We start from the raw sequence: 23614 nt of genomic DNA, 5'->3' as shown, positions 1-23614 counted from the left end.
GACATGCCGAACCCAGACGGTGACGTGGCCACCGGCTGTCCCGTGCACGCCGATGCCGCGGCGGGCCCCCGCCCGTGGACGCCCGGGCTGCCCGAGCCCCGCCCGGTGGAGCAGTTACTGCTGCCCGACGGCAACCCGGTGTGGATGATCACCCGGTACGAGGACGCGCTCGCCGCGCTGAACAACCGCAAGCTGAGCAAGAATCTCGACAACGCGCTGCCCGAACTGTGGCCCTCGCTGGGCTACGACGGCCGCAAGTCCATCCTCAACCAGCACATGAACCTCGCCGACCCGCCCGAGCACACCCGGCTGCGCAGACTGGTCTCCAAGGCGTTCACCCCGCGCCGGGTGGCCGACCTAGGCGAGCGGATCCAGGAGATCACCGACGAGCTGCTCGACGCGGTCGCCGAGGCGGGCACCGCCGACCTGAAGGACTCGTTCATCTCGCCGCTCATCTCGACCGTGCTGTACGAGATGCTCGGCGTGCCGCTGGCCGACCGCGACGAGTTCGAGCGCAACACCTACATTTTCGTCGGCCTGGGCAACTCCTCCGGCCCGGAGGAGGTCATCGCCTCGGTCGGCTGGTTCGAGGAGTACCTGACCAACCTGATCGCGCAGCGCCGCGCCGACCCCGGCCAGGACCTCGTCTCCGGCCTGGTGCAGGCCAACGAGGACGGAGACGCCCTCGCCGACCTGGAGATCCGCTCCACCGTCATGCTGCTGCTGCTCGCCGGCGCGGAGACCACCATCAACCTGCTGTCCAACGGCATCCTCGCGCTGCTGCGCAACCCCGAGCAGCTGGCCGAGGTCAAGAACGACCCCGAGGTGCTCGGCCCGGCGGTCGAGGAACTGCTGCGGTTGACCAGCCCCGTGTTCACCGTGGTGTACCGCTTCGCCACGGAGGACATGGTGCTGGGCGGCGCGCGGGTCAAGGCGGGCGAGCACGTGATGATCTCGCTGGCCGCGGCCAACCACGACGCCGGCCAGTTCAGCGACCCGGAGACGCTGGACATCCACCGCGACGCCTCCAAGCACCTGGCGCTGGGCCACGGCACGCACTTCTGCATCGGCGCCCCGCTGGCCCGGCTCAAGGCGCGCATCGCGCTGCGCACCCTGTTCGAGCGGTTCGACGACCTCCGGCTGGCGGTTCCGGAGGAGAAGCTGACCTGGACGCCCAGTCTGGTGGCCAACAGCCTGGATCACCTTCCGGTGAACTTCACCGCCGGCCCGGTCGCCGCGGGCTGACTCCCGGCGCAGCACCCCGAAACCCCTGGCGCTCGCACCACCACCCCACCTGAACGAGACCTCTCCGCGCGGCGACCGCCGTCCCGCGCGGGATCGGGAAAGGCAGTCATGACCGAAGCACCGATGCTCGACCCGGGCTTCATAGCCCAGCTCCTGCCCTTCGACCCTTTCGACCCGGCCTTCCTGGTCAACCCTTATCCGAGCTACGCGCAGGTCCGCGCGGCGGGCCCGGTGACCCGTACCCCGCTGGGGCTGTGGGCGGTGACCGGTCACGAGGCCTGCTCGGCCGTGCTGCGCGACCAGCGCTTCGGCTGGGGCGACGGTGCCACCGTCGCCGACCACTTCCGCACCGAGGCCGACGGCGCGGTGGTCCGGCCGTTCATCTTCTCCGACCCGCCCGAGCACACCCGTATCCGTGCCCTGGTCGGCAAGGCGTTCGCCGCGCGCCAGGTGGACCGGATGCGCGCCACCGCCGAGCAGGTCGTGCGCGAGCTGATCGAGACCGCCCGCGCCGAGGCCGGTGACGGCCCCATCGACCTGATGCGGGCGGTGGCCCACCCGCTGCCCGGCCGGATGCAGAACGCGCTGCTGGACGTGCCCGCCGAACACGCCGCTCGCTTCGACGAGCTGTCCGGTGACATCGCCCGTGGCCTGGACCCGAGCTTCCTGCTGGCTCCCGAGGAGGTCGCCAAACGGGACAGCGCCCGCGCCGAGCTGTACCAGTACATCGGCGAGCTGGCCGAACAGCGCCGGGCCGCCCCGGGCACCGACCTGATCAGTGAGCTGGTCTCCGTCGAGGACTCCGGGGACACCCTGACCCCGTACGAGCTGGAGGTCACCTGCACGCTGCTGCTCGCGGCCGGGTACGCGACCACGGTCAACCTGATCGGCAACGGTATGTTCGCGCTGCTCGAACGCCCGGAAGAGCGGGACTGGCTGCGCGCCCACCCGGACCAGGTGCCCGCAGCGGTGGAGGAGATGCTGCGCTTCGACCCGCCGGTGCAGATGATCTCCCGGGTCGCCCTGACCGAGGCCGAGATCGCCGGGCACCGCATTCAGCCGGGTGAGCAGGTCATGCTGATGATCGGTGCGGCCAGCCACGACCCCGCGGTGTACGACGACCCCGACGAGCTCAGGCTGGATCGGCCGGCCGGCCGCAACCTGGGCTTCGGCCTCGGCATCCACTTCTGCGTCGGCGCGCCCCTGGCCCGGATCACCGCACAGGCCGCGGTGAGCGCTCTGGCCGCGCTGGACCTGGAACTGGTGACCGCGACACCGGCCCGGGTGCCCAACATCATCATGCGGGGCCTGGCCGAGCTGCCCGTCCGGGTCACCGGCTGATGCGTGTGACGCCGGGCGAACGTCCGGTCCGGCGAAGGAATACCCAGGAACGCTGGTGCCCTCGTGGCGCGGCATCCGGTCGTCGAGCACGGGGTGCGGAACCCGCCGCTGATCAGCCGGTGTGGCGAGCCGGCGCCGGCACGCAGGTGACCGTCGGGCCTTCGCGCAGGACCCCGCACCCTCTCGACGACCACTTCTCGATGCTCGACGGACATCCGACGCCCACCGCGTCCTCGCCGCACCCGGAGGTACGGGAATGACCGACGCCGTGACCGCAGAAACACTCTGGATCCGCCGCTACCGTCCGGCCCCCCAGGACACCGACCTGTCGCTGATCTGCTTCCCCCACGCGGGCGGCTCCGCCAGCTACTTCCGCCCGCTCGCGGATGCCCTGGCCCCCGCCGCCGAGGTGCTGGCCGTGCAGTACCCGGGACGGCAGGACCGGCGTAACGAACCGCACATCACATCGATCTCCCGGTTGGCGGACGAGATCCTCACCGTGCTGGAGTCCCTGTCGGGGCGCCGGCTGGTGCTGTTCGGGCACAGCATGGGCGCCTGCGTCGCGTTCGAGGTGGCCCGCCGGATCGAGCAGCGCTCCTCGCTGGAGCTGCTCGGGCTGGTCGCCTCCGGCCGCACCGCACCGCCCAGACTGCGCGACCGTGGGGTCCGCTCGATGGACGACGACGGTGTCATCGCCGAGATCCGCCGTCTGAACGGCACCGATGACCGGCTGCTCCTCGACGACGACGTCATCCGGATGATCATGCCGGCCATCCGCGGTGACTACACGGCGGTGGAGTCGTACCGGTACCGGCCGGGGCCGCCCCTGCGCTGCCCGATCAGCGTGCTCGTCGGCGAGGACGACCCGCAGGTCACCCTCGCCGAGGCCGAGGAGTGGCGCGACCACACCGAGGGCGGCTTCACCCTGCGCGGCTTTCCCGGCGGACACTTCTATCTGGCCGAGCAGAAGGCCCAGGTGGCCCGGGCACTGATCGAGGACCTGACGCGCTTCCAGGGGGACTGACAGAACCCCCCAGCCCCTCCGACAGGTGGTCGCCGGCACGGGCGTCACCTGGCGGATCCGAACGCCCCCCGGACCTAAGGGAGTCTGTGATGATGACCGACCTGGTCGCCGCGATCGAGTCACCGGACGCGCAGGCACGCGACTTCGCGTCCCTGCCGGTACCGGAGTCGTACCGGGCCACCGTGCTGCTCAAGGACGAACAGCGCATGTTCGATGGTCTCCCGGTCAGCGACCGGGAACCCGCCAAGGCCCTGCACATCAGTGACGTACCGACCCCGGAGCCCGGCCCCGGCGAAGCCCTGATCGCCGTCATGGCGAGCTCCGTCAACTACAACACGGTGTGGAGCGCGCTGTTCTCGCCCGTGCCGACCTTCTCCTTCCTCGAACGCTACGCCCGCACCGGCGGCCCGGCCGTACGGCACGACCTGCCCTACCACGTGATCGGCTCCGACCTGTCCGGCGTGGTCCTGCGTACCGGGCCCGGAGTGCGCCGCTGGCAGCCCGGCCACCGGGTGGTCGCGCACTGCCTGTCCGTCGAGCTGGAGGACGCGGCGGGTCACAACGACACCATGCTCGACCCGGAGCAGCGGATCTGGGGCTTCGAGACCAACTACGGCGGGCTGGCCCAGCTGGCGCTGGTGAAGGCCAACCAGCTGATGCCCAAGGCCGCTCACCTGACCTGGGAGGAGGCCGCCGCACCCGGTCTGGTCAACTCCACCGCCTACCGTCAGCTCGTCTCGCGCAACGGCGCGGGCATGAAGGTCGGCGACACCGTGTTGATCTGGGGCGCGGGCGGCGGTCTCGGCTCCTACGCCACCCAGTACGCGCTGGCGGGCGGCGCCACACCGATCTGCGTGGTCTCCAGCGAGCAGAAGGCGGAGATCTGTCGCACGATGGGCGTCGAGGCGATCATCGACCGCAACGCCGAGAACTACCGGTTCTGGCGGGACGAGCACACCCAGGACCCCCGGGAGTGGAAGCGCTTCGGGAGCAGGATCCGCGAGCTGACCGGCGGCGACGACGTGGACATCGTCTTCGAGCACCCGGGCAGGGAGACCTTCGGAGCCTCCGTCTACGTGGCCCGCAGGGGCGGCACGATCGTGACCTGCGCCTCCACCTCCGGCTACCGGCACGAGTTCGACAACCGCTACCTGTGGATGCACCTCAAGCGGATCATCGGCTCCCACTTCGCCAACTACCGCGAGGCGTGGGAGGCCAACCGGCTCGTCGTCAAGGGCCGGATCCACCCCACGCTCTCCCGCGTCTACCCGCTCACCGAGACAGGCCTGGCCGTCAGCGACGTCCACCGCAACCACCACCACGGGAAGGTCGGGGTGCTGTGCCTGGCCCCACGGGAGGGCCTGGGCGTCACCGACCCCGGGCTGCGGGAGCGGCACGAGCCGGCCATCAACCGGTTCCGCACCGCGTGAGCGCGGGCCGCCGGTGCCGAAGACCGCGACCTTGAGGTCCTCGGGGTAGGCGCGGATCGCCTCGCCGAGCGCCGGGCCGCCGGAACGGGGGCCGGTTCACCCCGCAGGGCCTCCCACTGCGTCGGCGGCCGCGGTACGCGCATGTGCCACGGCGTCGGAGCATGCAGAGCTGAAGTCGTCGTTGAGGGCGATGCGGGTGAGGAGGACAACGTCCGCCAGTCCACGAGGGCCGCACGCACGACGAATGACGTTCGGCGTCATGGTGGGGGCCAGTGACGATACACCCTTCCGGCGGAGGCCGACCGCAGAGGTAATGTCGTCGCTGACTACCACTGAGGAGAACTGACCATGCCGGTGTCCCGCCGCCCCACGCTGAGTGATGTGGCACTGGAGGTCGGCGTCAGCGCCAAGACGGTGTCGCGGGTGCTCAATGAGGACGGGCCGGTCGCCCCCGCGACCCGTGAGCGGGTGATGGAGGCCGTCGAACGACTCGGGTTCCGGCCCAACCTCATGGCGCGGCACATGCGGCTCGGCAGGAGCGACACCGCCATCGGCCTGGTCGTGCCGGACATGAGCAACCCGTTCTTCGCCACGGTGGTGAGCGGCATCGAGTCGGTGACCCACGACCGGGGCCTCACCCTGCTCGTCGGTTCGTCCGCCCAGGACGCCGAGCGCGAGCGCTCCCTGGTCGGCACCTTCCTGGCCCGCCGGGTCAGCGCCCTGCTCATGGCGCCGACGCCGAGCGCCGACCACGGCTACCTCGAGGCCGAACGCGCGGCCGGGCTGCCCGTCGTCTTCCTCGACCGGCCGGGATCCGGCCTGACCACGGACAGCGTGCTCAGCTCCAACCGAGGGGGCGCCCGCGAGGGCACGGCACACCTGATCCGGCACGGCCACCGGAGGATCGGCTTCGTCGGGGACACCCCGGCCGCGCTGTACACGCGACGGAAGCGTTTGGAGGGCTACCGGGACGCCCTCGCGGCGGCCGGGCTGCCGTACGACCGGGCACTGGTGGCGGGTGGCCACGACGTGCGGGGCGCGGCGGCCGAGACCGAGCGCCTGCTGACCCTCGTGGACCCGCCGACCGCGCTGCTCGCGGCGAACAACTTCGCGTCGATGGGGGCGGTGCTCGGCCTCGCCCGCGCCGGCCGCAAGGACGTAGCGCTCGTCGGCTTCGACGACATCCCGCTCGCCGAGGCCCTCGAACCCGCCCTCACCGTCGTCGCCCAGGAGCCCACGGCCATGGGAGCCACAGCCGCGACCATCGCCCTGGCCCGCCTGGACGGCGACCGCTCCCGAGCACGCTCCACGGAGATCCCCACCCGCCTCGTCCCCCGCGGCTCGGGGGAACTGCGGCCGCGCTGAGGGGCGGCTACGAGTGTGCGACACCTGGCCCGGGCCCGCACCGCCACCATGGGCAAACGGCCCGTCGGCGTCGGGAGCGCGAGGGCGTGGGTGCCGGACCCGCGGTCCCGCCGGTGCCGTTCGAGCAGGCCGCGTCTGACCAGGCGGGTGAGCGTCGACCGTGCGGCGGCTCCGTGGGTCCCGGCGCGCCTTCGAGGTCAGTGCGCCTGAAGCCACTCGGTCAGGGCGTCGATGAGGCGGTCGAGCGCCGGTTCGTCGGAGGAGCGGTCCGTCATGACCGTACGGCCGTCGTACTGAAGCGCGTACTGGAACATGTCGGCCGCCCCCCTGTTCATCGTGAACGCGGGGACCTCGGCCAGCGCCGGATCCCCGAGCAGCGTACGCAGCTTCCTGAACTGGGCCGCGGTGGTGCGGCGCACCGTGGTCCTGCCCCGGTCGATCGTGCGGACGGTGCCGTCGCCCCGCAGGACGACCTGCTGGTCGACCCCGGCGAAGCCGCCGCTGACCGTCATGGTCACCAGCTTCTGCTCCGGGCCGGTGACGGGCACCGGCGAGGGACTCGCGGAAGCGGGGGCCGACCTGGACGGGGAGGGGCTGGGCGAGTCGGCCGACGGCGAAACGGGAGAGGGCGCGGGAACCGCGGCGGAGGCCGCGGTGGGGGAGGCCGTGGTACGAGACGGCTCGGCCGAACTCCCGCCGCCCGCGGCGGAACAGCCGACCAGGGTCAGCACGCCGGCCGCGCACATCATCGCCGTATGCCTGGAGAGCACCACGTCCCCCTCTACGTCGATCGCTGAACAATCGTCATATCAGGTGCCACGCTCTGAGTTGCTTAATCAGCGGCCCAGATATCCGAGCTCCGGGAAGTGGCGCTGATAGGCGTCCAGCAGCCGCTTGGCCACGGCGTACGAGTCGATGAGCGGATGGATCGTCAGAGCCTTGACCGCGTGGGAGCGATCGGCCGTGGTGGCGGCGCGGATCACCGCGCGCTCGACGGCCTTGACCGCGCACACCAGGCCCTGGCCGTGGTCGGGCAGCGGGGCGCCGGCGAGGGGGCGCGCGCCGTTGGCGTCCACGTGGCAGGGGACCTCGATGACGGCGTGGTCGTCGAGCACCGGGATCCGGCCGCGGTTACGGACGTTGAGGACGAGCGTGGTGCGCTCGTCCAGGGCGATGGCCCGCATGAGGGCGAGGGCGACCTGCTCGTAGCCGCCGGACTCCAGGTCGCACGAGTCCCGTTCGCCCATGCCGACGGCGTCGCGGTTCTCGGCCATGTAGGTCGTCTCGCGCTCCAGACGGGTCGCGTCCCAGGCGTTCCAGGCGGCGCGGGGCGGGGGCGGGTCGCCGACGACGGTGCCGAGGGAGTCGTAGAAGCGCTGCTGTTGGGAGTGGAGGAAGGCGCCGCGGGTCTGCTCGGAGGCTCGGGCGGAGCCGACCGACTCGCGGTGGAAGTAGTAATAGTGCAGATACTCGTTGGGCAGCGCGCCGAGCGTGCGCAGCAGGTCGGCGCCGAAGAGCTTGCCCTCCTCGAAGGAGGTCAGCGCGGCCTCGTCCGCGAACAGCGACGGCAGCAGGTCCCGGCCGTCGGCATACAGACCGCACAGCCAGCCGAGGTGGTTCAGGCCCACGTAGTCCAGACGGACGCGGGCAGGGTCCGCGCCGAGCGCTCCGGCCACGCGGCGGCCGAGGCCCACCGGGGAGTCGCAGATGCCGATCACGCGGTCGCCGAGGTGGGCGGTCATGGCCTCGGTGACCATGCCCGCGGGGTTGGTGAAGTTGATGACCCAGGCGTCGGGGGCGAGGGCCGCGACGCGACGGGCGATCTCCAGGGCCACGGGGATCGTGCGCAGGCCGTAGGAGATGCCGCCCGCTCCGACGGTCTCCTGGCCCAGCACGCCCTCCTCCAGGGCGATGCGTTCGTCCGCCGCGCGCCCGGCGAGCCCGCCGACGCGGATGGCGCAGAACACGAAGTCGGCTCCGGTGACCGCCTCGTCCAGGTCGGTGGTGACGGTGACGGAGGGCGGGTCGGGGTGCCCGGCCGCCTGGTCGGCGAGGACCTTCTGGATGGTCGTCAGCCGGGAGGCGTCCAGGTCGTACAGGGTCACGTCGGTGACCCGCCCCGCGCCGCGGTCGCCCAGCAGCGCCCGGTAGACCAACGGGACCCGGAAGCCCCCACCGCCCAGGATCGTCAGTCTCATACCTCGACCACCTCCACTCCCGCCTCACGCAACCGGCCACACGTCTTCTCGTCCCCGGGGGCGTTGGTCACCACCACATCGAGCTCGTCCGGACCGCACACCCGGGCCATCCCGGTGCCGGGGAACTTGCCCGCGTCCGCCAGCAGGACCACCTGGGCGCTCGCGGCGATCATCGCCCGCTTGACGGGCACCTCCACAGCGGTGGTGTCCAGCACCTGACCGTCGGGGCGGATCCCGCTGGTGCCGAGGAACAGCCGGTCGGCGTGGACCTGCCGCAGGTTGTCCTCGGTGAGGAAGCCGACCAGCGAGCGGTAGTCGCGCCGGACCACGCCGCCCAGCAGGATCAGCTGGACGTCCTTGTCGTCCTGGAGCTCCTCGTAGACGGCGAGGTTGCTGGTGATCACGGTCAGCGACCGGCCGTGCAGGTGGCGGGCCACCCGGTGGGCCGTGGTGCCGATGTCGAGCAGGACCGTCTCGCCGTCCCGGACCAGATCGGCGCACCACGCGGCCAGCGCGTCCTTGGCCTCGACGCGGACCGCGGCCACGTCGGCGAACGGATCGTCCTCACCGACGACGGGGGCGGCACCGCCGTAGACGCGTTTGAGCAGTCCCTCGTCCTCCAGCTGTGCGAGGTCGCGCCGGATCGTGGCCTGGCTGGCCCCGATCCTCTCGGCCAGCAGGACCACCGTGGTGGGCCCGTCGGCGCGCAGGACACGCAGGATCAGCTGATGTCTTCGGTCAGGGAGCATGCGCTGACGATACTCGTGAACTCGCCAAACTCAAGCAAAGTCGCGCATGAATGTCTCGATTACTGCTTGACCCTTGTCAAACTCGCGCACCGGGTGCACTCTCTTGCGTAATTCGAGCCAGGTCCGGACCCCACTCCGGTCGGCCGAAGCGGATCAACGGCGCATTCCGCCGTCACGGACGCGTCGGCACCGTCTGAGAGGACCAGGTCAAAGCCCCGGGTGGCTGAAGGGTTCATACCTACGCCGATGCTCTTCAGCCACCCGGCCCTTCGCGCCCCGCGCTCACAGGCTCTGTTGGACGTGCCGGACACGCCAGGCACGCCAGACACGCCGAACACGTCGGACACGTCGGACACGCCGAAAACTAGGAGAAGATCGTGGACCTTTCCCGCAGACGGTTCCTTCAGGCCGCCGTACTGGCGGCCGCCACAGCCGGCGCCACCGCGGCGTGCGGCGGTGGCGGCTCCGGGTCGAGCGGCAGCAAGGACAGCAAGAACCTGACCCTCTGGTACTGGTCCGGCGGTCTGAGTGACAAGGTCGTCGCGGACGCCAAGAAGCACTTCTCCGACGTCACCCTGAAGACCTCCGTGGTGGGCGGCGACTTCAAGACCAAGCTGCTCACCGGTCTGCGGGCCGCCCAGTCCGCCCCGGACATCACCGGCATCAAGGGCGAGGACATCGCCTCCTTCCTGCCCAACGCCAACCGCTTCATCGACCTCAAGACCGTCGGCGCGGACAAGCTGGTCCCGGAGTACCTCTCGTGGAAGCTGAAGCAGGCCACCACGCAGGACGGCAAGCTCATCGGCTTCCCGATCGACATCGGCCCCTGCGCAACGTTCTACCGCGAGGACCTCTTCGCGAAGGCGGGACTGCCCACCGACCCCGCCAAGGTCTCCGCCGAACTGTCCACCTGGGACGACTACTTCAAGGCCGGCGTGGAACTGCACAAGGCCGTGCCGAAGACCTTCCTGATCAACAACATCGGCTCGGTGTTCACGATGATCGTCGGTCAGGGCACCCGGCGGTTCATCGACGAGGACAACAAGTTCATCGGCGACCAGGACCACATCCGTGCCGCCTGGACCACCGCGGTGAAGCCCTACACCCTCGGCATAGACGCCAAGATCAACGACAACACCTGGAACGCCGCCATCGGCAGCGGAGCCCTGGGCACCGAGATCGGCGCCGCCTGGCACGCGCTCGACATCACCAACGCCGCGCCGGGCACCAAGGGCAAGTGGCGCGTGGCGAGCCTGCCGGGCGGGCCGTCCAACCTCGGCGGGTCCTTCCTGGCCATCCCCGCGACCAGCGGCAACCCCGAAGAGGCCTTCAAGATCATCTCCTGGATCCTCAACCCGGAGAACCAGGCGCGCGGCTTCACCGACGCGGCCCTGTTCCCGACCGCCCCGGCCGCGTACAAGCTGCCCGCGCTGACCGGGGGTGACCCCTTCTTCGGCGGCCAGAAGACCATCGAGATCTTCGGCCCGGCGGCCGAGAAGATCCCCTCCGCCTTCGAGGCCCCGGCCGACGCGGCCGTCTCGGCGCCCTTCTACAGCGAGCTGACCAGCATCGAGGCCAAGGGCAAGGACCCCGACACCGCCTGGAAGGACGCGGTCGGCCAGGCAAAGCAGATCGCCCAGCGGCAGGGAGTGAAGTGACATGTCGTCAAGCCCGGTAGCCGGCCCGGCCGCGACCGGACCGTCCTCCGGACCGGACACCGCACCCACCGGCCGACCGGTCCCGGACAGCCCACGCGGCGGTCCGGGCCGGCACGGCCGGCGGATCCGGCCGGTGTCGGCCGGGGCCCGGCCCGGGCCGCGGCGGCGGGTCATCAGGTACTGGCCGCAGTACCTGGCCGTCTCGCCGTACTACCTGCTCTTCTCGGTCTTCATGTTCTTCCCGGTGATCTACACCGTGTATCTGGCGTTCCAGAAGTGGGACGGCATCGGAGACATGCAGTTCGTCGGGTTCCAGCAGTTCCGCTTCCTGTGGGACGACCCGGTGTTCTGGATGTCCGTCCGCAACACCCTCGTCATCTGGGTGCTGTCCACGGTGCCGATGCTCTTCCTCGCGCTGGTGCTCGCGGTGCTGGTGAACTCCACCAAGCGTTTCACGGCGTTCTACCGGGTCGCCCTGTTCATCCCCAGCATCACCTCGCTGGTGGCCATCGCGATCTTCTTCGGCGCGATCTTCAGCAACAACTTCGGCCTGATCAACGCCATCCTCAGATCGGTGCACGTGTCAGCCGTGCCGTGGATGAGCAACGAGTGGACGATCAAGCTGGTGATCGCGGCGCTGATGACCTGGCAGTGGACCGGCTACAACGCGATCATCTACCTGGCCGGTCTCCAGGCGATCCCCTCGGAGCTCTACGAGGCCGCCAGGATGGACGGCGCCGGTCCGGTGCGGATCTTCTTCTCCATCACGATCCCGATGCTGCGGCCCATCATCCTGTTCACCGTGGTGGTCTCCACCGTCACCGGCCTGCAGAGCTTCACCGAACCACAGGTGCTGTTCAGCAGCGACGCGGCCACCAACCCCAACTCCGGAGGGCCGGGCCAGGCGGGCCTGACCACGTTGTTGTACTTCTACCACCAGGCCTTCGACAACAACGACTTCGGCTACGGGGCCGCCATCGTCTGGGCCTTCTTCCTGGTGATCCTGCTCATCGTCCTCATCAACTGGCGCTTGGTGCAGCGTAAGGAGCGACGGCCATGAACGCCCTGAACCGCAAGCGCGTCCGGGGACTGAGCGTCCACCTGATTCTCATACTCGGCGTGGTCATCTCGGTCTTCCCGTTCTACTGGATCGTCGTCATGGCGACGAACACCTCGCAGGACATCTACAGCTACCCGCCGAAGCTGTGGTTCGGCGGCAACCTGCTGACCAACATCCAGCACCTGTTCGACAAGATGGACTTCTTCGGGTCGCTGTTCAACACGGTGATCGTGGCGGTCTGTACGACAGCGCTGGTGCTGTTCTTCGACTCCCTGGCGGCCTTCGCCTTCGCCAAGTACGAGTTTCCCGGCAAGAAGTTCCTCTTCGCCCTGCTGGTGTCGATGTACATCCTGCCGACCCAGCTGGCGATCATCCCGCAGTACGAGATCATGGTGCGGCTGGGCTGGCTGGGCACCCTCCAGGCGCTCATCGTGCCGGCCGCCGCGAACGCCTTCGGCATCTTCTGGATGCGCCAGTACACCAGCACCGGCGTCCCCGACGAACTGCTGGACGCCGCCCGGATCGAGGGCGCCGGGTTCTTCCGCCTCTACTGGCACGTGGTGCTGCCGTGTGTGCGCCCGGCCCTGGCGTTCCTCGGCATCTACACCTTCATCGCCGCCTGGAACGACTACATCCTGCCGTTGGTGATGCTGGTCAACCCCGACCGGCTCACCCTCCAGGTCGCGCTGGCCCAGCTGTACGCCGGCCACTCCACCGACTACAGCATGGTGATGTCCGGGGTGCTGCTCGCGGTCATCCCGCTGGTGCTGGTGTTCACCTTCTTCGCCCGCGGGTTCATCGCCGACGCGACGAAGGGCGCCCTGCGCTGACGGAGTCCTGGGGAGCGAGGGCCGCGCAGCGGCCAGCCAGAAGTGGTGCGGCCGTGGCGCACGGTCGCACCCGGTCCGACAGTGACTCGTGCCCCTGATACCCGTATCCTCGTCAATGCCAGAATATTTCCGAAATGCGGATTATCGCGGGTGTGCATGAGGCGTGACGTGGTTCGGTCCGGCGGAGAACCGACGCCCACGGGGCGTGCGGCAGGGGGGACAGGTCCCGTCCGCTCCCGAGAGCGGTTTCTGCAGGGCGAGCCGGTGGAGACCGGTGTCCGCTCGTCGATCCTGGACTCCTGGCGGCGCTGCCGGTCCCTGGCCCTCTCGCCGGACCAGTCGAACCTCCCCTTCCGGGAGGACTTCGATCCGGAGGGCCGGATCGTCCGCGCCGCCGTGCCGGTGCTCGATCGGCTGCAGTCCAGGTTCGCCGGCAGCGAGATGAACATCTCCGTCGCCGATGCGAGCGGCACCGTCCTCCTGCGCCGGTTCGGACGGGCGTCCATGGCCGACAGGCTCCCGGCGATCCAGACCGTTCCGGGATTCGTGTTCGCCGAGCAGTTCGCCGGCACCAACGGCATCGGCCTCGCCCTCGCGGAACGGCAGCTCATCAGCGTCTACGGCGCCGAGCACTTCGCCGAGCGCTCCCAGGGCAGCGCCTGCCGCGCTCTGCCCGTCCGCGACCCGCTCAGCGGACGCATCGAGGGCGTCCTGTGCCTGGGCTATCCGCGCAGCTCCGAGGACCCGGCCCTGTCCACCGTGATCCGTAAGGCGGCCGGGGCCATCGAGCGGCGACTCCTCGCGCAGAGTTCCGGGCGTGAGCGCGCCCTGTTGCGGGCGTACCTGGACGCGACGGCCACCCCTCACCACGGCGTCGGGGTGGACGCACTGGCCCTCGAACTGCATCCCCGCGACCACGCGATCGTCATGGAGAAGGCCGCCGAACTGATCTCCCGCGCCCAGCGGGCCGCCGTGAACGTGCCCCTTCCCGACGGGCGACGGATCACGCTGGTGAGCCGTCCGCTCACGAGCGCCTCCGGGGTGGAGGGCGTCGCCATCGAGGCCGTCCTCCCCGGTTCGTCGCCGGGCGAGCTCCTCGTCATACCGCGCCAGACCGACGAGCCCGAGCACACGACCGACGGGCCGGGACACCGCATCGACCTGCCACGTCGGCTCGGTGAGCCGTCCGGCCCGCTCGCCGGGCCCGGCGCCGCCCCCTTCGTCCCGCTGTTCAAGGCCGTTCCCGTCGCCGGCGCGCCCGGCCGCCTCTCCGTCGCCGGGCCGCCGCCCGCGCATCTCCCCGACGCCACACCCGGCCAGATCTTCATGGACGGCACGGACGGCAGCACCGTAGCTGCGGCTGCCCAAGCCCATGGTGCGGCGGGTGACGCCCCGGACGTGCCGACCGGGGCGAGGGGGCTCGTGCTGGTGGGGGAGCCGCACGTGGGGACGTACGCCCTGGAGGCCCGGCGCCGCCTTGAGCTGCTGTCGGAGGCCGGCGCCCGCATCGGCACCACCCTGGACGTGCCCCGCACCGCTGAGGAGCTCGCCGAGACGGCCGTCCCCCGACTGGCCGACTTCGTCACCGTCGACCTCTCCGAGGCCGTGCTGCGCGGCGAGGAGTCCGCCGCCCCGATCGACGACCTGCTCCGCACGGTGGTCCACGGCATCCGCGACGACCTTCCCTTCAGCCCCGTCGGCACACTGGTCGGCTTCGGCCCGAGGACACCCCAACTGCGATGTCTTGGCAGCGGGGAGGCGGTGCTGGAACCCGACCTGAAGGCCGCAGCGGGCTGGCTCGCCCAGGACCCCGAGGACACCGAACAGCTGCTGCCCCACGTCCACTCGCTCATCGCGGTCCCGCTGGTCGCCCGCGGTGTCGTCCTTGGAGTCGTCAGCTTCTACCGCGGACAGGACCCCACCCCCTTCGACGACGACGACCGCTCGCTGGCCCGGGAGCTCGCCGCCCGCGCCGCCCTGTCCGTCGACAACGCCCGCCGTTACACACACGAACGCGCCATGGTCCTGGCCCTCCAGCGCAGCCTGCTCCCGCACGGTCTGCCCGACCAGGACGCCGTCGAGGTAGCCCACCGCTATCTGCCCGCCGAATCCGACGTGGGCGGGGACTGGTACGACGTCATCCCCCTCTCGGGGACCCGCGTCGGCCTCTTCGTCGGCGACGTCGTCGGCCACGGCATGCTCTCCGCGGCCACCATGGGCCGGCTGCGCACCGCCGCCCGCAGCTTCGCCGAACTCGACTTCCCGCCCGACGAGGTCCTCACCCACCTCGACAACGTCGTGGGGCGCCTGGACCGGGAGGACCCCGCCGCCGGTCCCGGCATCATCGGCGCGACCTGTCTGTACGCCGTCTACGACCCGACCTCGCAGCAGTGCACCATGGCCCGCGCCGGCCACCCCCCGCCCGCGGTGGTCCGCCCCGACGGAACCGTGTTCTTCCCCGACCTGCCGGCCGGACCCCCGCTCGGCCTCGGAGGTCTGCCCTTCGAATCCACCGAGGTCCACCTCCCCGAGGGCAGTGAGCTGGTCCTCTACACGGACGGACTCATCGAGGACCGGCACCGCGACGTCGACGCGGCCCTCGACCAGCTGCGCGGAGCGCTGGCCCGTCCGCAGCTCGCACCCGAGGAGGTGTGCGAGACGGTCCTGGACGTCGTGGCGCCCGCGCACCCCTGCGACGACATCGCCCTGCTCGTCGCCCGCACCCATGCCCTGGACCCCCGCCGGATCGCCACCTGGGACCTGGCGGCCGACCCGGCCCTGGTCAGCGAGGTCCGTGCCGCCGCGATGCGGCAGCTGGCGGACTGGGGACTCGACGAGGCGGCGTTCGCGGCGGAGCTGATGCTCAGCGAGCTGGTCACCAACGCCATCCGGCACGGTGCCGGGCCCATCCGGGTACGGCTGCTGCACGACCGCACCCTGATCTGCGAGGTCTCCGACAGCAGTAACACCGCCCCGCACCTGCGGCGGGCGGCCACCACCGACGAGGGCGGCCGCGGTCTGTTCCTCGTCGCGCAGCTGGCACAGAGCTGGGGGACGCGCTACATCCCGGAGGGCAAGGTCATCTGGGCCGAATGTGGGCTCGACGGCGTGTGACGCACGGGGAGTCGAATGTCGGAATAGGTGCGATTTGACCCGTTAGTATCCCTCGTGATGAACGTCGGGAAGATGGAACCTCTGGTCCGCGTCCGAGGGCTCCGCAAGCGGTTCGGCGGCACCCTCGCGCTGGACGACGTCGACCTCGACGTCCACGCCGGCGGCGTCCTCGCCCTCCTCGGCCCCAACGGTGCCGGAAAATCCACGCTCATCAAGGTGCTCGCGGGCGTTCACCAGGCCGACGCGGGACAGGTCACGGTGGCCGGGGACCCGCTCGGGAGCCACGCCGCCACCCGCAACATGTCCTTCATCCACCAGGATCTCGGTCTCGTGGAGTGGATGACCGTCGCCGAGAACATCGCCCTGAGCACCGGATACCGGCGCCGCGCCGGACTGATCTCCTGGCGGCGCACCCGCGAGCACTGCTCCGACGCCCTGCGCACCGTCGCCGGACACCTCGACCCCGACGTACCGATCGCGCGGCTCGCCCCGGCCGAGCGCTCTCTGGTCGCCATCGCCCGTGCCCTGGCGGCACAGGCGAGGCTCATCGTCCTCGACGAGCCCACCGCCCGCCTCCCCGCGGCGGACAGCGCCCGGCTCTTCCGCGTCCTGCACGCCCTGCGCGACCGAGGCCACGGCATCCTCTACGTCAGTCACCGCCTGGACGAGGTGTACGAGGTCGCCGACTCCTTCGCCGTCCTTCGCGACGGCCGCCTCGTCAGCCACGGCTCGCTGGCCGACCACAGCCCTGCCCACCTGGTGCGCGACATCGTCGGCGACGAAGCGACCGACTACCGCCCCACCACGGTCCCGGCGGGCGGGCCGGCCGTCCTGACCCTCGACCGCGTGACGACCGCCGGCGTGGGACCGGTCAGCCTGCGCCTCAGGGCGGGCGAGGCCCTGGCACTGGTCGGCCTCTCGGGCGCGGGACACACGGACCTGGGCCGGGCCCTCGCCGGCGCCCTGCCCCTCGTGGCGGGACGGGTCCTCCTCGGGGGCGGGGACTACCGCCCCGGCACGGTCGCCGGCGCCGTCGGCCACGGTGTCGCCCTGGTTCCCGGCGACAGACAGCGCGAGGGCTGCCTGGCCGAACTGACCGTACGGGAGAACCTGCTGGCCAACCCGCGCGCGGAAGGGCTGCTGCCGGCGTCGCGCTGGATCAGCCCCCGCCGCGAACGCGCCACGGCCGCCGCGCTGACCGAACGCCTCGCGGTGCGCCCCCGCGACACCGAGGCGCCCATCGCCACCCTCTCCGGCGGGAACCAGCAGAAGGTCGTGATCGGCCGCTGGCTCCAGGGAGGCCTGCGGGTGCTCATCCTCGAGGAACCGACGGCCAGCGTGGACATCGGTGCCAAGGCCGCGCTCCATCGCCTGCTCGACGAGGCGCTGGCCGAAGGGCTGGCGGTCCTGCTCGTCTCCAGCGACTTCGAGGAGGTCGTGAGCGTGTGCCGCCGCGCCCTGGTCTTCGTCCGCGGGGCCGTGACGACCGAGCTGAGCGGTGCCGCCCTCACCGTCGCCGGGCTCACCCGGGCGGCTTCGGCCATGCCCCCGGCCGGGACCGCGACGCACCCATGACCGCCCCGTCCTCCCCACCCCCGCGCCGTACGCGACGGCGGCGACAGAGCGTGCCGAGCGGACTCGACCGTCTCGGCGGTCAGCTCGTCGGCGCGTACGGCCTCCTCGCCCTCACCGTCCTGCTCTGCCTGATCTTCTCCCTCACCCTGCCGCGCACCTTCCCCACGCTGGACACCGTCGACGCGATCCTGTCCAACCAGTCGATCCCGGCCGTCCTCGCGCTCGCCGCCATGGTCCCCATCGTGACCGGCTCGTTCGACCTCTCCATCGGCTACGCCCTCGGCCTGGCCCACGTCATGGTGATGCAGCTTGTCGTGAACGACGGCTGGCCCTGGCCGCTCGCCTGCCTCACCGTCGTCGTCGGGGGAGCGGTCGTCGGCGTCCTCAACGGCGTCATCGTCGAGTTCGGCCGCATCGACTCCTTCATCGCCACCCTCGGCACCGGCAGCATGCTGTACGCCGTCACCGGCTGGGTCACCGAGGGCGGCCGGATCGTCCCCGGCCCGCGGGGCCTCCCGGCCGCCTTCACCGACCTCTACGACTCCACGTTCCTCGGCCTCCCGGTCCCCGCCTTCTACGTCCTCGCCCTCGCGGCCGCCCTCTGGCTGGTGCTGGAACGGCTGCCGCTCGGCCGGTACCTCTACGTCATCGGCTCCAACCCGCGCGCCGCCGACCTCGTCGGCATCCCCACTCGCACCTACACCCTCTACGCCTTCACCGCCTCGGGGCTGATCGTCGGCTTCGCCGGTGTGCTGCTCGCGGCCCAGCAGCAGATCGGCAACCCCAGCGTCGGCCTCGACTACCTGCTGCCCGCCTTCGTCGGCGCCCTGCTCGGCTCCACCGCGATCAGACCCGGCCGGCCCAACGCCCTGGGCACCCTGGTCGCCGTCGCCGTCCTCGCCGTCGGCCTCACCGGCATCGGCCAGATGGGCGCCGACTTCTGGACCGTCCCGCTGTTCTACGGCGGCACCCTGCTCGTCGCCGTCGGCCTGGCCGGATACGCCGCCCGCCGCAGACTGCGCACCGGGGCCGTCGCGGCCCGCGACTCACCTGCCGCACCGCCAGGCCCACCACCCTCCCCTTCCGGGGGCGGCGGCCCGGCGGGCACCGCTCCCTGACGCCGCCCCACTCCCGCGGGCACCGCCTCCGTTGCCCTCCAGCTGCTCATCTCTCCGCGAGGAGTTCCCGTGCAAGGCAACCGCAACGTCACCCCCCGCGCCCTCACGGTCCGGCTCGCTTCCTGCGTCCTGCTGTGCACGGCGACCGTACTCGTCGGCTGCGAGCGCGGCTCGTCGGACGGCCCGGGGGACTCCACGACCGGACCCAGCGGCTGTCCCGCGGCCCTTGCCCGGGCCCAGACCGCCGTGCGGCAGGCGGAGAAGTCCGAGATCCCCTGGAACGGGCCGACCAGCGGCCCGACGGCGGTGTCCGGCAAGACCCTCGTCTTCGTCGCCCAGACCATGACCAACCCCGGAGTCGCGGGCGCGGCGAACGGTGTGAAGGACGCCGCCCGGGTGATCGGCTGGAACGTCCGGGTGATCGACGGCGGAGGGACCCCGGCCGGTATCCAGGCGGCGATGAGCGAGGCCCTGACCCTCAGGCCCTCGGGCATCGTCATCGGCGGCTTCGACCCCGACTCGACCTCGCGGCAGGTCGCGCGGGCCAACGCGGCGGGCATCCCACTCGTCGGCTGGCACGCGGTCGCCGCCCCCGGCCCGAGCCGGCGGCCCCCGCTCTTCTCCAACGTCACCACCAAGGTCGAGGACGTGGCCGCGATCAGCGCGCAGTGGGTGATCGCGCAGTCCAACGGCAATGCCGGAGTCGTCCTCTTCAGCGACGCCTCGATCCCCTTCGCCAGGAACAAGGCGGAGCTGATCAGGAAGCGACTGGGCACCTGCTCCGGGGTGAAGCTCCTGTCGTACGAGAACATCCCGATCCCGGACGCGAGCAGCCGCACCCCCCGGGAGGTCTCCTCCCTGCTGTCCCGCTTCGGGAGCAGATGGACCTACTCGGTCGCCATCAACGACCTGTACTTCGCCGACGCGGCCCCCGCCTTCCGCGCGGCCGGTCAGCAGGGCTCGGGGCCCCCCTTCAACATCGGCGCCGGTGACGGCGACCCCTCCGCCTTCCAGCGCGTCGAGAACAGGCAGTACCAGGCGGCGACCGTGCCCGAGCCGCTGTCCCTGCAGGGCTGGCAGATCGTCGACGAGTTCAACCGCGCCTTCTCCGGCCGTCCCGCCAGCGGATACGTGGCCCCCGTGCACGTCACCACGGCCGCCAACAGCGCGGGTGCCACGGCGTGGGACCCGACAGGCTACCGGGAGGCGTACCGGAAGATCTGGGGCAAGTAGGAACTCACGCGGGGATTCACCCCGGGGCGTACTCGGTGAGCAGCAGCGCGATGTCATCCGCGCGGTCGGGCGACCGGCGGGCCTCCCGCAGCAGGGCGTCGGCCACCTCGTCCAGACGGGTCGCGCCCATGCGGGACAGTGAGGCCCGCAGCCGGTCGAGGCCGGAACCGATGTCCGAGTGGCGCCTCTCGATCAGCCCGTCCGTGTACAGGGCCAGTACCGATCCGGGCTCGAGACGCAGCTCGGACTCCGGATAAGTGGCCGTCGTCTCGACGCCGAGCAGCGGGCCGCCCGGTACGTCCAGGATCTCGGTGTTTCCGTCGGGCAGGCGCAGCAGGGGCGGGCAGTGGCCGGCGCGGACGATGCGCACGACGCCCGAGGGGGGATGGAGGCGGGCGTAGCAACAGCTGGCGAGCAGGACGGGGTCGAGGTCCAGATGGAGCCGGTTGGTGCCGGCGACGACCTCGGCGGGCCGGTGTCCGGCGGTGACGAAGGCCCGTACCGCGCTGCGCAGTTGTCCCATGACGGCCGCGGCGGCGACGTTGTGGCCCTCGACGTCCCCGACGATCAGCGCGACCTCGTCCCCGGTCGGGATGACGTCGTACCAGTCGCCGCCGATGTCCATCCCCCTGGTGCTGGGAAGGTAGCGGCCGGTGACACGCAGGCCCGGCAGCGTGGGCAGCCGGTGGGGCAGCAGCCCGTCCTGGAGTCCGCGGGCGAGGGCGAACTCGGCGTCGTAGAGCCGGGCGCGTTCGAGGGCCTGGGCGATCAGACCGCCCAGGGCGGTGAGGACGCCGCGCTCCTCCTCGGGGAACCGGTGGACGTCGTCGAAGCCGAGCATGCAGGCGCCGACGGGACGGTTGGAGGCGATCAACGGCAGGAACGCCCAGGAGTGGGAGTGGGCGGCCAGGATCCCGGGGTACGTCTCGAGGAGCTCCTCCCGGGACTCGACGAACAAGGGCGTCCCGGAGGTCAGCGCGTCCGTCACCGGCAGCCGCGCGTGCAGCGGGGTGCCTTCGAACCGGGCGAGAAAGCGCCTCGAATAGCCGCGCTGCGCGATCTGGCGCAGGCGCCCCTCCTCCACCACGGCGATCGCGAGCTTCTGGCCCCCGAAGGCGGGCAGCAGCTGTTCGGCGACGGCATCGCACACCTCCCGCGCGGTGACGGCCTCGGTGAGGGTGCTGCCCAGCTGGAGCACGCGGTAGAGGGAACCGAGGCGCGGGGCCGCGGGCGGAGGCGACGAGGAGACCGGCGGCGCCTCCTCCGAGACGGGTGTGCCGGGTCCGGTGTCGGCCGGCACCGGCTGCTTCACGGGTGCCGCCCACCCCGTCATGCCCTGCGCGCCCGGGTGCAGGGAGAAGACCAGCCACGCGTCGGGCGGGCGGCGCACCAGGAAGGAGACCGGCTGCTGGGAGACCACCGCCGCCCGGTAGCGGTCCTCGTACACCGGGTCCGCCAGCCACGGCAGGACGTCCCACGGGCGGTGGCCGAGCAGTTCGTCCTGCCGGACTCCCAGCAGACTCTCCAGGCTGTGGTTGGCATAGGCGACCCGGCCGTCCGGAGTGAGCGCGAAGAAGCCGTCCGAGAGCCGCTCGATCGCCGCGACTGCGGCCATGCCGCTCCCCGAGTCGAGCACGGCGCCGACCAGATGGGACGACTCCTCAGGGGCGTCCGGGCCGCCGGGCACGCGTCCCCACAGCTCCACGAGGCGATGCCCGCCACCGCTGTCCAGGATCCGCAGACAGTGCGCGAGCACCCGGCCCTGCGTGACCGCGGCACGGGCGGCGGAGCGGAAGCCGGGCAGATCCGCCGGTTCGATCCTGGCCGCCAGGGTGTCCGCCCGTCCGTCGAACTCCCGGGGCGGGATCGCGAAGATCGCGCACAGCTCGTCGTCGGCCGTGAGGTCTCCCGTGTCCAGGTCCCAGTCGAAGAGGCCCACCCGGATCACCGGTGCGGACGGCACCGGGACCACCATCGGGGCGGTCTCCTCGTCCAACTCGCCGAGTTCCCGGCGCGCTCTCAGACCGGCCAGGGTGGTGCCCAGGCGGTCGGCGACGGCGTGCAGGTGTCGGCGCTGCCTTCTCGACAGACCCGTACCGCCCGGCCTGGACGTCCACACCACGGCCAGCGTCCCGAAGGTCCGCCCGCCCGATCGCACGGGGACGGACGCGGAGCCGAACGCGTAGGGCACGGCGAGCGACAGCTGGGGGAAGCGCCGCATCGTCTCCTCCGCGCCGGCCAGGTGGACCATGCGGCCCGAGCGGTACGCGTCCGCCACCGGGACGCGACTGTGCACCGGGATCCGCCGCCACCCGCCGAGCAGGGAGGGCGGTGTCCCGCACGCCGCGACCAGGACGAGCGAACGACGGTCGCCGGAGATCAGAAAGGCGCTTCCGGCATGCGCTCCGGTCGCCTCCACGGCCCGGATCACGGCGCTGACCAGTGCGTCGTCGCGCTCGGGCGCTTCGCTGACCGGCGCGGCGCCGAACGGGTACGAGTGCGATGCCACAGCGTTGGCCGACACGTTGCCCTCGATCACCCCGGAGGAGTTTGTCCCATTTTAGGGGACCGGCTGCTCTCTGGAGCCCTCGTGTCCGGTGTTCTCTCGTCCGGCGTTCTCCGGTCCGCCGCTCAGTCCTTTCCGGTGAGCAGCCGCCGCGGATTGGCTATGCGGAAGGCGTAGGCCGCGGCCCCGCCCAGTCCGAAGCCGGGGTGCTGGGGTGGCTGCGCGTAGGGCCGGTCCGAGCCCTGTACGACGGCGTCCACACCGAGGGCGCGTACGACGGCGTCGACGGCGGTCGGACCGTACGAGGACGTCTCCACGAACACGTCCGGGTCCCCGGAGCCGCTCCCGTCGCCGCGCGCGGCGAACCGCTCCCCGTGCAGTGGGGCGAGCCCGGCCAGCAGCGCGAAGCACACCCGCAGCCGTGGATGGCGCGGCCGGCCGAAGGCGCGGAAGGCGAACCAGGCGGCGTGCATCTGCTGCACGTAGGGGACCATCGCGGGCCACCAGCCCGGCCCCGCGGGCTCGGCGGCCGCGGGGCCCGGGTGGACGAACAGCGGCAGGTCGCGCTCTTCGAGCAGGTCGAGCAGGGGAGCGCAGCGTGCGTAACCGGTCGCGTCGGCCAGGGCGTTCGCCGGGAGCTGGAGGCCGGCGAAGCCCTGGTCGAGTACGGCGGCCGTAGCCCCGGCATCGACGTCCCGTACGCAGGCGGCGGCCCAGGCGCCGAACGGCTCGGGGAGCGCGGCCGCGCCCTCGTGGTAGGCGTCGAGCAGGGGCCGCGCCTCGGCGGAGGGCAGCCACTCCACACCGATCGGGGCGGACAGCGACACGAGCGCCCGGCCGAGCCCGTCGACGGCGGCTAGCTCCGTACGCCGGGTGACGTCGTGGTGCGCGGGAGGGACCTCGTAGGGCGGCTCACCGTCGAGGAACAGGGTCCAGCCGTCCAGGAACGGGGGTTCGCGGCGTGAGCGCAGGGCCGCCACCAGCGAGGGGGTCCACAGATGCTGGTGCACGTCGACGTTGGTCATGACGCTCCTCCCACCGAGGCTGACGCTCCTCGTGCCAAGGCTGACGCTCCTCGTGCCACGGTTGTCGCCCCTCCTGTCGAGGCGCGCAGTGTGTTCCGGACGCCGTCGCAACCCAGGATCTCGCGACTCACCACCTCCACGTC

At 71.5% G+C, this 23614-nt stretch carries 17 protein-coding genes; 12 read left to right on the top strand and 5 right to left on the bottom strand.

Annotated features, from left to right (window positions below; genetic code table 11):
- Nucleotides 1-3 precede the first annotated feature (3 nt).
- The 5 genes from AC067M_RS42055 to AC067M_RS42035 all read left to right on the top strand — a co-directional run bounded on the left by AC067M_RS42055 (nt 4) and on the right by AC067M_RS42035 (nt 6405).
- Nucleotides 4-1245 carry a cytochrome P450 family protein gene (locus tag AC067M_RS42055; RefSeq protein ID WP_478702280.1) on the top strand — a complete coding sequence of 414 codons (1242 nt, stop codon included), beginning with the start codon at nt 4-6 and terminating at the stop codon, nt 1243-1245.
- Between the two features lie 108 nt (nt 1246-1353).
- Nucleotides 1354-2586, top strand: a complete 1233-nt coding sequence (locus AC067M_RS42050) for a cytochrome P450 (protein ID WP_478702279.1) — start codon at nt 1354-1356, stop codon at nt 2584-2586.
- A 256-nt stretch (nt 2587-2842) separates the two neighbouring features.
- Nucleotides 2843-3610: a thioesterase II family protein gene (locus AC067M_RS42045; RefSeq protein ID WP_478702278.1), complete on the top strand. Its 768-nt coding sequence runs from the start codon at nt 2843-2845 to the stop codon at nt 3608-3610.
- Nucleotides 3611-3702: 92 nt separating this feature from the next.
- Nucleotides 3703-5040 carry a crotonyl-CoA carboxylase/reductase gene (gene ccrA, locus AC067M_RS42040; protein ID WP_478702283.1) on the top strand — a complete coding sequence of 446 codons (1338 nt, stop codon included), beginning with the start codon at nt 3703-3705 and terminating at the stop codon, nt 5038-5040.
- Between the two features lie 348 nt (nt 5041-5388).
- The gene (locus AC067M_RS42035) at nt 5389-6405 is read left to right on the top strand and encodes a LacI family DNA-binding transcriptional regulator (protein WP_478702277.1); all 1017 of its coding nucleotides are present in this window, start codon (nt 5389-5391) and stop codon (nt 6403-6405) included.
- A 197-nt stretch (nt 6406-6602) separates the two neighbouring features.
- Here AC067M_RS42035 and AC067M_RS42030 read toward each other — a convergent pair whose 3' ends face one another.
- From AC067M_RS42030 to AC067M_RS42020, 3 genes are all read right to left on the bottom strand, one after another.
- A complete protein-coding gene (locus tag AC067M_RS42030; protein WP_478702276.1) occupies nt 6603-7175 on the bottom strand; it encodes a hypothetical protein in 573 nt (190 codons plus the stop codon).
- A gap of 66 nt (nt 7176-7241) precedes the next feature.
- Nucleotides 7242-8603 (bottom strand): 6-phospho-beta-glucosidase, encoded by a 1362-nt coding sequence (locus AC067M_RS42025; protein ID WP_478702275.1) that lies wholly within the window; start codon nt 8601-8603, stop codon nt 7242-7244.
- On the bottom strand, nt 8600-9352 hold the full coding sequence (locus AC067M_RS42020) for a DeoR/GlpR family DNA-binding transcription regulator (protein ID WP_478702274.1): 753 nt from the start codon (nt 9350-9352) through the stop codon (nt 8600-8602). Before AC067M_RS42020 ends, AC067M_RS42025 begins: the two co-directional genes overlap by 4 nt.
- Nucleotides 9353-9729: 377 nt before the next feature.
- Here AC067M_RS42020 and AC067M_RS42015 point away from each other — a divergent pair, with 377 nt between their 5' ends.
- The 7 genes from AC067M_RS42015 (at nt 9730) to AC067M_RS41985 (ending at nt 19940) form a co-directional block, all read left to right on the top strand.
- Nucleotides 9730-11010 (top strand): extracellular solute-binding protein, encoded by a 1281-nt coding sequence (locus AC067M_RS42015; RefSeq protein WP_478702273.1) that lies wholly within the window; start codon nt 9730-9732, stop codon nt 11008-11010.
- A gap of 1 nt (nt 11011) precedes the next feature.
- Nucleotides 11012-12070, top strand: a complete 1059-nt coding sequence (locus AC067M_RS42010; protein ID WP_478702272.1) for a carbohydrate ABC transporter permease — start codon at nt 11012-11014, stop codon at nt 12068-12070.
- The gene (locus AC067M_RS42005) at nt 12067-12900 is read left to right on the top strand and encodes a carbohydrate ABC transporter permease (RefSeq protein WP_478702271.1); all 834 of its coding nucleotides are present in this window, start codon (nt 12067-12069) and stop codon (nt 12898-12900) included. Before AC067M_RS42010 ends, AC067M_RS42005 begins: the two co-directional genes overlap by 4 nt.
- Nucleotides 12901-13068: 168 nt before the next feature.
- Nucleotides 13069-16014: a SpoIIE family protein phosphatase gene (locus AC067M_RS42000; RefSeq protein WP_478702282.1), complete on the top strand. Its 2946-nt coding sequence runs from the start codon at nt 13069-13071 to the stop codon at nt 16012-16014.
- A gap of 57 nt (nt 16015-16071) precedes the next feature.
- Complete coding sequence (locus AC067M_RS41995; protein ID WP_478702270.1) at nt 16072-17589, top strand: sugar ABC transporter ATP-binding protein; 1518 nt, start codon at nt 16072-16074, stop codon at nt 17587-17589.
- Nucleotides 17586-18707 carry an ABC transporter permease gene (locus AC067M_RS41990; protein ID WP_478702269.1) on the top strand — a complete coding sequence of 374 codons (1122 nt, stop codon included), beginning with the start codon at nt 17586-17588 and terminating at the stop codon, nt 18705-18707. The genes AC067M_RS41995 and AC067M_RS41990 overlap by 4 nt, the downstream gene beginning before the upstream one ends.
- 69 nt (nt 18708-18776) lie before the next feature.
- Nucleotides 18777-19940, top strand: coding sequence for a substrate-binding domain-containing protein (locus AC067M_RS41985; protein ID WP_478702268.1), 1164 nt, complete (start codon nt 18777-18779; stop codon nt 19938-19940).
- Between the two features lie 16 nt (nt 19941-19956).
- On the opposite strand, the gene AC067M_RS41980 is transcribed toward AC067M_RS41985, so the two are convergent.
- Nucleotides 19957-22479, bottom strand: a complete 2523-nt coding sequence (locus AC067M_RS41980) for a SpoIIE family protein phosphatase (RefSeq protein WP_478702267.1) — start codon at nt 22477-22479, stop codon at nt 19957-19959.
- Between the two features lie 92 nt (nt 22480-22571).
- Complete coding sequence (locus AC067M_RS41975; protein WP_478702266.1) at nt 22572-23471, bottom strand: amidohydrolase family protein; 900 nt, start codon at nt 23469-23471, stop codon at nt 22572-22574.
- Nucleotides 23472-23614: the final 143 nt, after the last annotated feature.

It is taken from the genome of Streptomyces sp. NPDC043427 (assembly GCF_056436655.1).
This window is presented reverse-complemented; position numbering and strand designations above follow the sequence as displayed.

Bases quoted from the DNA above. Each gene is read 5' to 3' on its own strand.
- AC067M_RS42055 (WP_478702280.1), top strand. From the start codon at position 4: ATGCCGAACCCAGACGGTGACGTGGCCACCGGCTGTCCCGTGCACGCC.
- AC067M_RS42050 (WP_478702279.1), top strand. From the start codon at position 1,354: ATGACCGAAGCACCGATGCTCGACCCGGGCTTCATAGCCCAGCTCCTG.
- AC067M_RS42045 (WP_478702278.1), top strand. From the start codon at position 2,843: ATGACCGACGCCGTGACCGCAGAAACACTCTGGATCCGCCGCTACCGT.
- ccrA (WP_478702283.1), top strand. From the start codon at position 3,703: ATGACCGACCTGGTCGCCGCGATCGAGTCACCGGACGCGCAGGCACGC.
- AC067M_RS42035 (WP_478702277.1), top strand. From the start codon at position 5,389: ATGCCGGTGTCCCGCCGCCCCACGCTGAGTGATGTGGCACTGGAGGTC.
- AC067M_RS42025 (WP_478702275.1), bottom strand. From the start codon at position 8,603: ATGAGACTGACGATCCTGGGCGGTGGGGGCTTCCGGGTCCCGTTGGTC.
- AC067M_RS42020 (WP_478702274.1), bottom strand. From the start codon at position 9,352: ATGCTCCCTGACCGAAGACATCAGCTGATCCTGCGTGTCCTGCGCGCC.
- AC067M_RS42010 (WP_478702272.1), top strand. From the start codon at position 11,012: ATGTCGTCAAGCCCGGTAGCCGGCCCGGCCGCGACCGGACCGTCCTCC.
- AC067M_RS42005 (WP_478702271.1), top strand. From the start codon at position 12,067: ATGAACGCCCTGAACCGCAAGCGCGTCCGGGGACTGAGCGTCCACCTG.
- AC067M_RS41995 (WP_478702270.1), top strand. From the start codon at position 16,072: ATGAACGTCGGGAAGATGGAACCTCTGGTCCGCGTCCGAGGGCTCCGC.
- AC067M_RS41990 (WP_478702269.1), top strand. From the start codon at position 17,586: ATGACCGCCCCGTCCTCCCCACCCCCGCGCCGTACGCGACGGCGGCGA.
- AC067M_RS41975 (WP_478702266.1), bottom strand. From the start codon at position 23,471: ATGACCAACGTCGACGTGCACCAGCATCTGTGGACCCCCTCGCTGGTG.